Annotated in this window: 11 protein-coding genes; 2 read left to right on the top strand and 9 right to left on the bottom strand. The window is 70.3% G+C overall.

The features are described 5' to 3' along the window. Nucleotides 1–50 precede the first annotated feature (50 nt). Together H4N64_RS27510 and H4N64_RS27505 are read left to right on the top strand one after the other, a co-directional pair. Nucleotides 51–1,052: a carboxymuconolactone decarboxylase family protein gene (locus H4N64_RS27510; protein WP_186285119.1), complete on the top strand. Its 1,002-nt coding sequence runs from the start codon at nucleotides 51–53 to the stop codon at nucleotides 1,050–1,052. Nucleotides 1,053–1,200: 148 nt separating this feature from the next. Then, nucleotides 1,201–1,869: a hypothetical protein gene (locus tag H4N64_RS27505; RefSeq protein WP_186285118.1), complete on the top strand. Its 669-nt coding sequence runs from the start codon at nucleotides 1,201–1,203 to the stop codon at nucleotides 1,867–1,869. 19 nt (nucleotides 1,870–1,888) lie between these two features. On the opposite strand, the gene H4N64_RS27500 is transcribed toward H4N64_RS27505, so the two are convergent. The 9 genes from H4N64_RS27500 to H4N64_RS27460 form a co-directional block, all read right to left on the bottom strand. Beyond that, nucleotides 1,889–3,415: an NCS1 family nucleobase:cation symporter-1 gene (locus tag H4N64_RS27500; RefSeq protein WP_186285117.1), complete on the bottom strand. Its 1,527-nt coding sequence runs from the start codon at nucleotides 3,413–3,415 to the stop codon at nucleotides 1,889–1,891. Nucleotides 3,416–3,568: 153 nt separating this feature from the next. After that, nucleotides 3,569–4,588: a TIGR03842 family LLM class F420-dependent oxidoreductase gene (locus tag H4N64_RS27495; protein WP_186285116.1), complete on the bottom strand. Its 1,020-nt coding sequence runs from the start codon at nucleotides 4,586–4,588 to the stop codon at nucleotides 3,569–3,571. An 11-nt stretch (nucleotides 4,589–4,599) separates the two neighbouring features. Beyond that, the gene (gene hydA / locus H4N64_RS27490) at nucleotides 4,600–5,994 is read right to left on the bottom strand and encodes a dihydropyrimidinase (protein ID WP_186285115.1); all 1,395 of its coding nucleotides are present in this window, start codon (nucleotides 5,992–5,994) and stop codon (nucleotides 4,600–4,602) included. Nucleotides 5,995–6,034: 40 nt separating this feature from the next. After that, nucleotides 6,035–6,877 carry a nitrilase-related carbon-nitrogen hydrolase gene (locus tag H4N64_RS27485; RefSeq protein ID WP_186285114.1) on the bottom strand — a complete coding sequence of 281 codons (843 nt, stop codon included), beginning with the start codon at nucleotides 6,875–6,877 and terminating at the stop codon, nucleotides 6,035–6,037. Nucleotides 6,878–7,032: 155 nt separating this feature from the next. Further along, complete coding sequence (locus H4N64_RS27480; protein WP_186285113.1) at nucleotides 7,033–8,583, bottom strand: PucR family transcriptional regulator; 1,551 nt, start codon at nucleotides 8,581–8,583, stop codon at nucleotides 7,033–7,035. A gap of 12 nt (nucleotides 8,584–8,595) precedes the next feature. Beyond that, entirely contained in the window at nucleotides 8,596–9,882 is a 1,287-nt protein-coding gene (locus H4N64_RS27475; RefSeq protein WP_186285112.1) for an aspartate aminotransferase family protein, read from the bottom strand. Next, entirely contained in the window at nucleotides 9,882–10,724 is an 843-nt protein-coding gene (locus tag H4N64_RS27470) for a nitrilase-related carbon-nitrogen hydrolase (RefSeq protein ID WP_186285111.1), read from the bottom strand. Before H4N64_RS27470 ends, H4N64_RS27475 begins: the two co-directional genes overlap by 1 nt. Nucleotides 10,725–10,882: 158 nt before the next feature. Continuing rightward, complete coding sequence (locus tag H4N64_RS27465; RefSeq protein ID WP_186285110.1) at nucleotides 10,883–12,268, bottom strand: hypothetical protein; 1,386 nt, start codon at nucleotides 12,266–12,268, stop codon at nucleotides 10,883–10,885. 133 nt (nucleotides 12,269–12,401) lie between these two features. Next, nucleotides 12,402–12,653: a helix-turn-helix domain-containing protein gene (locus H4N64_RS27460; RefSeq protein ID WP_186285109.1), complete on the bottom strand. Its 252-nt coding sequence runs from the start codon at nucleotides 12,651–12,653 to the stop codon at nucleotides 12,402–12,404. Between the last annotated feature and the right edge of the window lie 24 nt (nucleotides 12,654–12,677).

The following is a 12,677-nucleotide window of genomic DNA, read 5'->3' as shown; positions in this document are numbered from 1 at the left end:
CTTCGGCCGTACGACGACCCGGAACCCCCAGGCACCGCACGCTGCTGCCCATGACCACACCCTTCCGCTACACCCAGCCCCTGCCGCGCAAGGCGGCCACCGGACGTGTCGCCGAGGTCTACAACCAGCTCGCCCTCGACTTCGGCATCGACGAACCACCCACCTTCGTGGTGCTCTCCTCCGCGCCGGAACTCCTCGCCGCCACCTGGGCGTTGATGCGCGAGTCACTGATCGCGGGACCCGGCAGCCGTACCGGCAAGGAGCTCGCGGCGTTCGGGGTGTCCCAGGCCAACCAGTGCCCGTTCTGCGTGGACGCCCACACCGTGCTGCTGCACGCCACCGGCGACCACGCCCTCGCCGAGCGCCTCGCGCGGGGAGAGCGCCCGGAGAACGAAGGGCACGCACGCGTGCTGGAGTGGGGCAGGCGCACCTGCGTGCCGAGCCCGGCGTCGAAGCCGTACCCCTTCCCGCGCGAGCACGCCCCCGGCTACATCGGCACCGCGCTCGCCTTCCACTTCATCAACCGGATTGTGTCGGCGCTGCTGACCGAGAACCTGATGCCCGCGAACGCCCAGCGACTGAGGGTGGTACGCAGCCTGGCCGGCCGTTCGCTCTCCCGGACCGTGCGCCGCCCCGCCAGGCCGGGCACGGCACTCGCCCTGCTCGACCACGCCGAGCCCGGCGAGGCCCCCGCGTGGGCGGGCGGCACCGCCGTGGGACCCGCGTACGCGGCGCTGCTCCGGGCGGCCATGGCGGGCGCCGATCTGCTCGACGCCGACGACCAGGCCGTCGTACTGGAGAAGCTGTGGCACTGGGACGGGCGGCACCCGGGACTCGGGCTTGAGGGGTTCCCGGACCGTCGGGAGAGGCCGGGGGCGCGTCTGGCGCTGCTGGCGGCCCTCGCGCCGTACCGGATCACGGACGAGGACGTGGCGGCCTGGCGGCGGCCCGAGCACACCGACCACTGTCTGGTGCACCTCGTGGCGTACGGGGCGTTCACGGCGGTCGACAGGATCGAGTCCGCGCTGAGCCGACCCACCGCACGGACATAACAGGGCATAGGACCCATGGGCGGTGGGCCTCCGTCACCGCCCATGCACGGAGCGAGTTGACACTTCCACCCCACAGGGAGTCGTGCGAAACTGCCGTCACGTCCGCAGTGCGGACTCCCTCCGCACCGTCCCCCACGAAAAGTGCGCCGTGCGTTCCTTCCCCCTGCCGCTCGCCCTCACCGCCCGCCTGTCCCCCGTCGTAGTGCTCGCCGTGGCGGGCTGGGCGCTGACGTCCGGCCCGATGGCCGCGGAACCGGACGCCGCACCCCAGGCGCAGGAGAAGACGGAGAACAAGTCCGCCTCGGCGCCCTCCACCTCGGCCGCGTCGAAGACGTACGCCGGGGCCCCCGCGCCCTGCGACAGCATCTCCTCGGCCACGGTCAAATCGCTTGTCCCGGGCGCCAAGACGGCCGGCAAGGAGATCCCGTCAACGGACACGGAGCTGCGCCGCACCTGCTCCTGGAACGCGCTCAAGGGGTACGACTACCGCTGGCTCGACGTCTCCTTCGAGATCACGGACTCGGACGAAGCGGCACAGAAGTCGCACAAAGAGCGCATGGAGGACAAGAGCGGCGGAGGGGATGTTCCGGGCCTCGGTGACGCGGGCTATTCGGTGGTGAACCTGACCACCGAGGACAATCAGGAGACCCGCGAGGGCGTGGTGCTGGCCCAGGTCTCCAACGCGCTGATCGTCGTCACCTACAACGGCAGCGACTTCGAGACGAAGGGGGCGCCCAGCTCGGACGAGATCAACAAGGGCGCCATCAAGGCCGCCAAGGAGGCGGTCGCGGCACTGGAGGACGGCCAGAAGGGCTGACCGTCCTCCGGACAGCGCGTCAGACGGTTCGCTCCTCCCGGCCGCGCAGCAGCATCAGCGCGAGATACAGCACCATCGAGGTGCCGAGGCCCACCGCCCAGCCGTAGTCGGCCAGCGACGACAGCGCGGGAATCGGGGTGCCGTCGATCAGCGGATCGAAGCTCGCGCCGCCGATGGCCAGCACCCCACCGGCCAGGAAGGCCACCACGGCCCGCCAGTTCCAGCCGCCCTCGTACCAGTAACGCCCTCCGGTGCGGTACAGGTCGGTCAGGTCGAGCCGGCCCCGGCGCAGGATCCAGTAGTCGGCGATGAGGATGCCGGCGACCGTGCCGAGCAGACCGCCGACCAGGCCCAGCCAGGTGAAGATGTAGCCCTGCGGGTCGGAGTACAGCTTCCACGGGAAGATCAGCACGCCGAGCACACAGGTGGCGAGGGCGCCGGTACGGAAACTGATCTTCCGGGGCGCGATGTTGGAGAAGTCGAAGGCCGGTGAGACCAGGTTGGCCGCGATGTTCACCGACAGGGTCGCCACCAGCACGGTCACCAGGGCGAAGAGCAGCCCGACCACGTTGTCCGTCTTCGCGGCCAGTTGCACCGGGTCCCAGATCGGCTCGCCGTACACCGCCGCCGAACCGGAGGTGACCATCACCGACAGAAACGCGAACAGCGTCATCGTCGTCGGCAGACCGAGGGCCTGACCCCAGGTCTGGGCCTTCTGGCTCTTCCCGTACCGGGTGAAGTCCGGGATGTTCAGGGACAGCGTGGACCAGAAGCCGATCATGCCCATGAGGGACGGCCAGAACAGCTTCCAGAAGTCGCCGCCCCAGCCGAGCTTGGAGGGCTGGTCGAGCAGCGGGCCGAAGCCGCCCGCCTTGTCGCTCATCCACCACAGCATCACGAAGGCGCCGACCAGTACGAAGGGCGCCGCCCAGTTCTCGAACCGGCGGATCGTCTCCATACCGCGGTAGATGATCGCGACCTGGATCGCCCAGAAGATCGCGAACGACAGCCACATGGTCCAGGCGTATCCGCCGATCCTGCCGGCGTCCGCCCAGCCGTCGCCGATCAGCTTCCCGGCCAGGAAGAAGATCGCCTCACCGCCGATCCAGGTCTGGATCCCGAACCAGCCGCATGCCACCAACGCGCGTACGACAGCGGGGAGGTTGGCGCCGCGAATACCGAAGGAGGCGCGCGCGAACACCGGGAAGGGGATGCCGTACTTCGGCCCCGCGTGCCCGGTGAGCAGCATCGGCACCAGCACGATCACATTGGCCAGCGCGATGGTGAGCACCGCCTGCTTCCAGTCCATGCCGACGGCGATGAGCCCGGAGGCAAGGGTCCAGGAGGCCGTGTTGTGGGCCATGCCGACCCACAGCGCGGAGAAGTTGTACGTGGTCCAGGTCCGCTTCTCCACCGGGACCGGGAGCAGGTCGTCGTTGGCGTACGGACCGCTGGGCGGCGGGGACCCCGGGGCGAGCTCCACGCGGCCGTCGGCGAGGGTGACTTGGGAGGACGGCGGTATCGCCGTGGGAGCGGTGTCAGTCATGGGCAGGCCAATCAGGGACGGTGGGAAGGGAAAGGCCGTGCGGGTGGCGCCGATGGGGGGTGCGCTGAGGGAAGAGCGCCCTGGGCCCCCTGCCCGGGACGGCGGGAAGGGGGAGTTATCGGGAGGGGTGACGGACTTCGTCCGCTACCGACTTCAGCCGTTGACGGCGGGGATGACCTGCGCCCCGTACGCGTCGATGACGGCTTCCTGTGCGTCGTGCATGTCGTAGACGGCGAACTGGTCGACGCCCAGCTTGCGCAACGCGTTCAGCTTCTCGATGTGCTTCTCCACCGGCCCGATGATGCAGAAGCGGTCGACGATCTCGTCGGGCACGAAGGCGGTGTCGGGGTTGTCGGCGCGCCCGTGGTGGGAGTAGTCGTACCCCTCACGCGCCTTGATGTAGTCGGTGAGTTCATCGGGTACGGCGGCGGAGTGCTCGCCGTACTTGGACACCAGGTCGGCCACATGGTTGCCGACCATCCCGCCGAACCAACGGCACTGCTCGCGCGCGTGGGCGAGGGCCTCGGGCGAGTCGTCCTCGGTGACATACGCCGGGGCGGCGACGCAGATCTTCACCTCGGCAGGGTCGCGTCCGGCGGCGACGGCCGCGTCCTTGACCGCCTTGACCATGTACTCGGTGAGATACAGATCGGCGAGCTGGAGGATGAATCCGTCCGCCTCCTCGCCGGTCATCTTCAGCGCCTTCGGGCCGTACGCGGCCATCCAGACGGGGAGTTCGGCGCCCGGCCTGATCCACGGGAACTTGATCACCGTGCCGCCGAGGTCGGCCTCGTCGCCGCGGCCGAGGGCGCGGATGACCTTCATGGCCCCGCTGATGCGGGCCAGGGTGTTGGGGGTGCGCCCGGCGACCCGCATCGCGGAGTCACCGCGGCCGATGCCGCAGATCGTGCGGTTGCCGAACATGTCGTTGAGGGTGGCGAAGGTGGAGGCGGTGACCTCCCAGGTGCGGGTGCCCGGGTTGGTGACCATGGGCCCGACCGTCAACCTGGTGGTGTTGGCGAGGATCTGACTGTAGATCACGAACGGTTCCTGCCACAGCACGGCGGAGTCGAAGGTCCAGCCGTGGGTGAAGCCGTTGCGCTCGGCCCGCTTCATCAGGCTGACGACCTTCGAGGCCGGCGGGTCGGTCTGCAGGACGAGTCCGAAGTCCATGTGCGCCACTCCTAGTTGAGGTACTGACAGGTGGAGCGGGGGGTGTAGACCCCGTGCCCGGCGCGGCCGGTGTACTCCCGCTCGCTGATGACGACTTCGCCGCGCGAGAGGACCGTCTCGACCCGGCCGGTGGTGCGCTTGCCCTCGTAGGCCGAGTAGTCGACGTTCATGTGGTGGGTGTCGGCCGACATGATCTGTTCGGCGCCCGGGTCGTAGATGACGATGTCGGCGTCGGCGCCGGGCGCGATGGTGCCCTTCTTCGGGTACATGCCGAACATCCGGGCCGGGGTCGCGCAGGCGATCTCGATCCAGCGGCGGCGCGAGATGTGCCCGTCGACGACGGCCTGGTGGAGGAGGTCCATCCGGTTCTCCACGCCCGGCAGACCGTTGGGGATCTTGGAGAAGTCGCCCCGGCCGAGTTCCTTCTGGCCCACGAAGCAGAACGGGCAGTGGTCGGTGGAGACGACCTGGAGGTCGTTGGTCCTCAGGCCCTGCCAGAGCTTGGCCTGGTGCTCCTTGGGGCGCAGGGGCGTGGAGCAGACGTACTTGGCGCCCTCGAAGTCGGGTTCGGCGAGGTTGTCGGTGGACAGGAACAGATACTGCGGGCAGGTCTCGCCGAAGACGTTCAGCCCCTCGTCACGTGCCTTGGCCAGCTCGGCGACTGCCTCCGTCGCCGAGACGTGCACGACGTACAGCGGGGCGCCGGCGACCTGGGCGAGCTTGATGGCGCGGTGGGTTGCCTCGGCCTCCAGCAGGGCCTTGCGGACTTCGCCGTGGTAGCGGGGATCGGTCTCCCCGCGTGCCAGCGCCTGCTCCACCAGGACGTCGATCGCGATGCCGTTCTCGGCGTGCATCATGATCAGGCCGCCGTTCTCGGCGGAGCGCTGCATGGCGCGCAGGATCTGGCCGTCGTCGCTGTAGAAGACCCCGGGGTAGGCCATGAACTGTTTGAAGCTGGTCACCCCTTCCTCCACGAGAAGATCCATCTCCTTGAGCGTGTCCTGGTTCACATCGGAGACGATCATGTGGAAGGCGTAGTCGATCGCGCAGTTGCCCTCGGCCTTGGCGTGCCAGGCGTCCAGGCCCTCGCGCAGACTGTGCCCGACGCTCTGCACGGCGAAGTCCACGATGGTGGTCGTACCGCCCCAGGCGGCGGCCCGGGTGCCGGTCTCGAAGGTGTCGGAGGCGAAGGTGCCGCCGAAGGGCAGCTCCATGTGGGTGTGGGCGTCGACGCCGCCCGGGATGACGTACTTCCCGGTGGCGTCGATCGTGCGGTCCGCGCTCCAGTTCTGCGTACCGGGCACGGCGAGGGCGGCGACGCGGCCGTCCTCGATCAGGACGTCGGCGTGGACCTCGTCGGACGCGGTGATGACGAGACCGCCACGGATGACGGTACGACTGCTCATGGTCCCTCTCCTCCCAGGGTGGACGGGGCGGTCGGTGCGATCAGGGTGCTGTCAGCGGCGTGTACGCTCCCGGCTCCCGGTCGCGGTAGAACTGCCAGCGGTCGCGGACCTCGCGGAGCTTGGCCAGGTCCAGGTCGCGGACGACGAGTTCGGTCTCCTTGTCGCTCGCCACCTCGCCGACGAACTGGGCCTCCGGGTCCACGAAGTACGTGGTGCCGTAGAAGTCGTTGTCGCCGAGGTCCTCCACGCCGACCCGGTTGATCGCGCCCACGAAGTACTCGTTGGCGACGGCCGCCGCCGGCTGCTCCAGCTGCCACAGATAGCGGGACAGTCCGCGCGAGGTCGCCGAGGGGTTGAAGACGATCTCGGCACCGGCGAGGCCTAGTGCCCGCCAGCCCTCGGGGAAGTGGCGGTCGTAGCAGATGTAGACGCCGATCCTGCCGACGGCCGTCTCGAAGACGGGCCAGCCGCTGTTCCCGGGGCGGAAGTAGAACTTCTCCCAGAATCCCTGCACTTGGGGGATGTGGGTCTTGCGGTACTTGCCCAGGTAGGAGCCGTCGGCGTCGATCACGGCGGCGGTGTTGTAGAGGACCCCGGGCTGCTCCTCCTCGTACATCGGCAGCACCAGGACGAGGCCCAGCTCCTTCGCCAGCGACTGGAAGCGGCGTACGGTCGGGCCCTCGGGGATCTGTTCGGCGTACTCGTAGAACGCCTTGTCCTGCACCTGGCAGAAGTACGGTCCGTAGAACAGCTCCTGGAAGCACAGGACTTGAGCACCCTGCGCGGCCGCGTCGCGGGCCGCCTGCTCGTGTACCTGGATCATCGACTCCTTGTCGCCCGTCCACGCGGTCTGGAAGAGGGCGGCACGGATCACTCTGCTCATCGGGACCTCCGGTCGCTCGGTGTGCGAGAAGACTAGGAAGTCCGAAAAAGGTCTTTGAGTTGCACGGTGTCACGTCTGCGGGCATCCGGCGTGCCACGGTGTCACCCCCTCGTGGGCCCATGTTTCACCGCCGTTTTCCCAGGTCGTCGCATGTTTCAACCCTGTTGCGCGTCGTGTGCGAGCAGGGCGATGTGCACCGAGGCGGCCTGCTCGAAGTCGTCGAGGTCCACTCCGAGGCGGCCTTGTATGGCCTCAAGGCGGCGGTAGAGGGCGGGCCGGGAGACATGGTGGAGCTGGGCGGTGCGGGACTTGTTGCGGCCGGTGGCGAGGTAGGTGCGCAGCACCGCCAGCAGATCCTCCTCCGGGCCGCACAGCAGCCCGTCCAACTCCCGTTCCGCGAAGGACTGCACATGCGGGTCGTCCCGCAACAGCCGGACCAGTCCGCGTAGATGGACGTCCCTGAGCCGCACCACGACCGGCAGGTCCAGGGCGGCCGCGGAATCGGCCACGGCGTCGGCGACATGCTGCGCCTCGCGCAGGCCCGCGGGTACGTCGTCCCAGGCGGCGCGGGGGTCGGCGGCGGCCACGACCGTGCGGGGCGCCTCCGAGCGCAGCCGGGTCGCGAAGTTGGCGGCGAGCACGCTCGCGTCCTGGTCCCGGGCGAGGCTCAGCAGGACGGCGGTGACCGAGTCGGCGAGCTCGGCGACGATTCCCGGGAGGCCCACCATCCGCAGCACCCGGTCCAGTTGGGCAGGTTCGCCGCCCCGCACGACCAGCGGCACGAAGGTGCGCCGGTTGACGGGCAGTCCGGCCGCCCGCGCCCGTGGCAGCAACTGCCTGGCCGGTACGACCCCGCTGACCAGGTCGGTCAGCAGGCTCTGCGCGGACTGTTCCTCCCAGGTGTGGGCGGAGTTGCCGCCGAGCATGCGGTGCAGGACCAGGGCCTCGGCGGCTCGGTCGGCGAGCAGCCGTCCGGTGGCGGTGTCGCCGCGGTGGCCGCACAGGACGATCCGGCCCCAGCGCTCGCCCCTGCCACCGAGTTCGGCACGGATCCAGCCGTCGCCCTCGCTGCCGCCGGCCTGCCGGGCGATGCGTTCCCAGTCGCGCAGCACGTCGTCCACGGCCGAGCGCTCCCCCGCGGTGGCCAGCACCCGGTGGGCGAGGTTGGTGACGACGACCGGGCAGGCGCTGTGCTGGGCGATCTCGTCGAGCAGGCGCTGGAGCGGGGCGCCCGCGGTGATCAGGCCGGTGAGGGCGGTCCGCACGGACTCCGAGAGGCTGACCGCGGCGAACTTCCGCCGTACCAGCCGGGACTGCACCTCCTCGGTCAACTCGGCGAAGGGGAAGGGCCGGTGCAGGACCACCATGGGCAGCCCGCACCGCTCGGCCGCCCGGCGCATCACATCCGGCGCGGCCGGGAAGGCGCGGCCGAGTCCGAGGACGACGGCCGCGGCCTCCGCGCGGTGCAGGGACTGGATGTACTCGGCCTGGGCGCTCTCATCACCGGCCAGCAGCACCCCGGTGGTCAGCACCATCTCGCCGCCGCTGAGCATCACGCCGACGTCGGCGGCCTCGGCCACATGCACCCAGCGCACCGGCCGGTCGAGCTGGCCCGCGCCGGCCACCACCTCGGGCTCCCCGGCCAGCACCCGCTCCAGGGTGAGGACCTGGCGGACCGACAGGGCGGGTTCCAGGGTGGTGGTCATGGCGGTGTTCCCTTACTGAAGGCTCCTCAGAGCGCGTTCGAGGATCGCGGCACCTTCCTCGGCCTCCGCGACGGACAGCGACAGCGGCGGGGCGATCCGCAGCGCGCTGGTGTCATGGCCGCCGCCCTTGCCGATGAGGAGTCCCTCCGCGCGGGCCGCCTCCAGCACGGCCGCCGCCGCTTCGGGTGCCGCCCGGTCCGTCCCGGGTTCGGCCAGCTCGATGCCGATCATCAGCCCGCGCCCACGCACCTCCCGTACGTACGGCACGTGCGCGGCGACCGCCCGCAGCCGTTCGATGAGCAGCCCGCCGACCCGCCGGGCGTTGCCCTGGAGGTCGTGTTCCACGAGGTACGTCAGGTTGGCGAGCCCGGCCGCCATGGTGATCTGGGTGCCGCCGAACGTCGAGATGCTGTTGGCGTCCAGGCAGTTCATGATCTCGGCGCGGGCGATCACCCCGCCGATGGACATGCCGTTGCCGATGCCCTTGGCGAAGGTGACGATGTCCGGCGGGCCGCTGCGTCCATGCGCCTGCCAGCCCCAGAAGTGGTCGCCGGTGCGGCCCCAGCCGGTCTGCACCTCGTCGGCGATCCAGAGGATGCCGCGCTCGGCGAGCACCTCGCGGAAGGCCGCGTACAGGCCGTCCGGCGGGGAGGTGAACCCGCCGACGCCCTGGACGGGCTCGGCGATCAGGGCCGCGGGCGCCCGGGTGTGGCCGAGCAGGTCCTTGAGGTCCTCGACGCAGGCCGCGATGAAGTCCTCGTCGCTGAGCGCCGCGTACGGACCCCGCGTCCGCACCCCGCCGTGGACGTACAGCGTCTGGAGCGGGGACAGGGAGGTCGGGGACCAGCCGCGGTTGCCGGTGATGCCGACCGCGCTGAAGGAACGGCCGTGGTAGCTGTTGCGCATCGCGAGGATCGTGTTGCTCTGCCGGTATGCCGTCGCGAGCAGCAGGGCCGTGTCGTTGGCCTCGGTGCCGGAGGTGGTGAAGAAGACGCGGGCGTCCGGGATGCCGGACAACTGGGCGATCCGCTCGGCGAGTTCGACCATGGGGCGGTTCAGATACAAGGTCGAGGAGTGGATGATACGCCCGGCCTGTTCGCTGACCGCCTTGGTCACCTCGGGCAGCGCGTGCGCCGTCATCGTGGTGAGGATGCCGCCGAAGAAGTCGAGGTACTTGTTGCCCTCGGAGTCCCAGACATGGCGGCCCTCGCCATGGGTGAGCTCCAGCGGGTCCTCGTAGTAGAGGGCGAGCCAGTCCGGCAGCACCCGGCGGTGGCGTCCCAGCAGATCGTCGGCCATCACGGCTGCACCAGCCCTTCGTAGGCGTCGGGGCGGCGGTCGCGGTAGAAGGCCCACAGCTGCCGCACCTCTTCGATGACGGCGAAGTCGAGGTCGCGGACGAGGAGTTCCTCCTTGCTGTCGCTCGCGACCTCCCCCACGAACTGTCCGCGCGGGTCGACGAAGTAGCTCGTGCCGTAGAAGTCGTTGTCGCCGTACTCCTCGACGCCGACGCGGTTGATCGCCGCGACGAAGTACTCGTTGGCGACGGCCGCCGCGGGCTGCTCAAGACGCCACAGATGGGAGGAGAGCCCGCGGTGCGTGGCGGACGGGTTGTACACCAACTGGGCGCCGTTGAGCCCGAGTTGCCGCCAGCCCTCCGGGAAGTGGCGGTCGTAGCAGATGTAGACGCCGACCTTGCCGACGGCGGTGTCGAAGACCGGCCAGCCGGCGTTTCCGGGTTTGAAGTAGTACTTCTCCCAGAAGCCCTTGACCTGCGGGATGTGGTGCTTGCGGTACTTGCCGAGGTAGGAGCCGTCGGCGTCGATCACGGCCGCGGTGTTGTAGTAGAAGCCGGACTGCTCGATCTCGAAGACCGGCACCACGATCACCATGCCGGTCTCGCGCGCGAGGTTCTGCATACGACGCACGGTCGGCCCGTCGGGCACGGGCTCGGCCCAGCGGTAGTGCTCCGGCTCCTGCACCTGACAGAAGTAGGGAGCGTTGAAGACTTCCTGGAACCCGATCACCTTGGCGCCCCGGCGGGCCGCCTCACGGGCGTGCTCCTCGTGTTTCGCCACCATGGACTCGGTGTCGCCGGTCCAGGTGGCCTGGACCAGAGCGGCACGTACGACGTTGGCCATGAGCTGCTCCTTCGGCGGGACGTCAGAGCCTCTACGCCCGTAGACGCAGGCCGTAGAGGCACGAACGTAAGCCTCCCGGACGGGCTTGCCAAGACCATCGTCGTTAACCCGCTGAGTCGATCCGGTTTCACACTCCTGTGGGTGAGTGGCCCACCCGGTCAGGCGGCGAATCCGGCGACCCTCAGCGCGTGGACGAGATCCCAGTGCCGTTCGTCCGAGACACCCCGTGCGGCCTCCAGCAGCAACGGTACGAGGGTCCCCGGGTCCGCGGCCACGCTGCGGGCGGCCTCCTCGGGGGTACGGACCCGGACGTAGGCGTCGAGCAGGGCGCGCACCTCGCGTCGGCGCCCCTCCTCGGCGAGGCCCAGCACTGCGCGCCCGATCTCGTCGGCGGTCCGGACGACTCCCTGCCGCAGTATCTGCTCCCCGTCCACGCCCATCCCCGCGGCGACCAGCGCGTCCGCCGCCGCGACCAGCCGGTCGGCGGGCAGCGAGGCGGCCTCCCACAGCAGGGTGGCCCAGTCCGCGGCCAGCCCGGCCCGCTGGAGTTCGACGGCGAGCAGGGGGTAGCGCCCGGGGGAGGAGTAGGCGATCTCGGCGAGCAGCGCGTGCGCCTCACCGCTACGGCCCTCATGGCGCAGCCGCACCAGCCTCTCGACGGCCCCCACGACCTCCCGCCGGTCCGCGCCGTCCACGTGCTCGACCTGCGGTTCCGCCGGTTCCATGCCCTCGGCGGCACCGGCGAAGCGGGCACCTCGGGGGGTACGGCGGCCCCCGGCCGACGGCTCGGGCAAGGATGGCACGGCGGTGGGCGGAACGACGACGGGGGCGGCGTCCTCCTCGACCATGCCGGCGAAGCGGGCGCCGCCTCGGCGGCGTTTGCGCTGCTTGGGGGCGGGGGGTTCCGGTTGGGGCTCGGGGATGCGGGCCGGGGTCTCAGGGGCGCGCGGGGCGGGCATCCGGGCGCCGTCGACGGCGAGCACGGCCCCTCCCCCGGCGCGCTCTCGCCGTATGGCCTCCGTCTGCCCGCTCGCCGACCGTCGGTCCAACTCGGCCATCCGTGAACGGAGTTCGGCGCACCTGGCAGTGGCTCGCGTGTGATCGTCACGCGCCCAGGCGAGATCGAGGCGAAGAGCGTCCGCGTGTTCCTGGCTGGTCGCCGCGGACAGCGACCGGCCCAGCTCCGCCTGCCGTTCCGCGGCGTACCGCTGCTCGCGGAGCATCACGTCGAGCCGGTCGCCGAGGGCGTCCCGGCCGCCGGGGCGGGCGTCGTAGGCGAAGAGCGCGGCAGAGTGCAGCCCTCGCGCTCCCTCCACCTCGGCGCGGGCGGCTTCGGGGCCGTACTCCGAGGCGAGATCCTGCAGAAGCGCCTCGACCACGTCCCACGGCGGTACCTCACGCCCGTCGAGGCAGGCGCGCATGCCGTCCGGATCGCGCTGCCAGAACACCCCGCACCAGCCGCCGCCCTGATCGAGGCGCGCCGTCAGGCCGTTCAGGTAGTTCGCGAACTCCCGTACATGAGTAGGGAGTTGTTCCACAGCCATGCCCAACTCCCGCCAGACCGGAGCACTCCGGTCCGTAGGCAACACCAGTCGTGTTACGAAGAAGCTACAGGGAGTTTTCCGGCGGGACGCAGAGTACGCCCGCCCTGCCGGTACGTGACGTGCGGGCGCGGACTCACACGCCGACCGGCGTGCACAATCCGGCCAGCTCGTCCATCGAGAGCCCGAGCGCCCGAGCCAGCGCGGCCACCGTGAAGAAGGCCGGGGTCGGCGCCCGCCCGGTCTCGATCTTGCGGAGGGTCTCGGCAGAGACACCGGCGCTGGCCGCGACCTCCGCCATGCTGCGGCCACCGCGGGCCTCGCGGAGCAGCCGCCCGAGCCGCTCACCGCGCTCGCGCTCTTCGGGTGTCAAGGGGTTACGCACCATGCCGCCATTCTAATACCGGTATAG

It is taken from the genome of Streptomyces cupreus (genome assembly GCF_014257025.1).
Lineage (GTDB): Bacteria > Actinomycetota > Actinomycetes > Streptomycetales > Streptomycetaceae > Streptomyces > Streptomyces cupreus.
The sequence above is the reverse complement of the archived record's forward strand: the minus strand, read 5'-3'. Positions and strand labels throughout refer to the sequence as shown.

Coding starts and splice junctions, on each gene's coding strand:
- H4N64_RS27480 (WP_186285113.1), bottom strand. CDS start 8,583: ATGACCACCACCCTGGAACCCGCCCTGTCGGTCCGCCAGGTCCTCACC.
- H4N64_RS27485 (WP_186285114.1), bottom strand. CDS start 6,877: ATGAGCAGAGTGATCCGTGCCGCCCTCTTCCAGACCGCGTGGACGGGC.
- hydA (WP_186285115.1), bottom strand. CDS start 5,994: ATGAGCAGTCGTACCGTCATCCGTGGCGGTCTCGTCATCACCGCGTCC.
- H4N64_RS27465 (WP_186285110.1), bottom strand. CDS start 12,268: ATGGCTGTGGAACAACTCCCTACTCATGTACGGGAGTTCGCGAACTAC.
- H4N64_RS27460 (WP_186285109.1), bottom strand. CDS start 12,653: ATGGTGCGTAACCCCTTGACACCCGAAGAGCGCGAGCGCGGTGAGCGG.
- H4N64_RS27495 (WP_186285116.1), bottom strand. CDS start 4,588: ATGGACTTCGGACTCGTCCTGCAGACCGACCCGCCGGCCTCGAAGGTC.
- H4N64_RS27500 (WP_186285117.1), bottom strand. CDS start 3,415: ATGACTGACACCGCTCCCACGGCGATACCGCCGTCCTCCCAAGTCACC.
- H4N64_RS27510 (WP_186285119.1), top strand. CDS start 51: ATGACCACACCCTTCCGCTACACCCAGCCCCTGCCGCGCAAGGCGGCC.
- H4N64_RS27470 (WP_186285111.1), bottom strand. CDS start 10,724: ATGGCCAACGTCGTACGTGCCGCTCTGGTCCAGGCCACCTGGACCGGC.
- H4N64_RS27475 (WP_186285112.1), bottom strand. CDS start 9,882: ATGGCCGACGATCTGCTGGGACGCCACCGCCGGGTGCTGCCGGACTGG.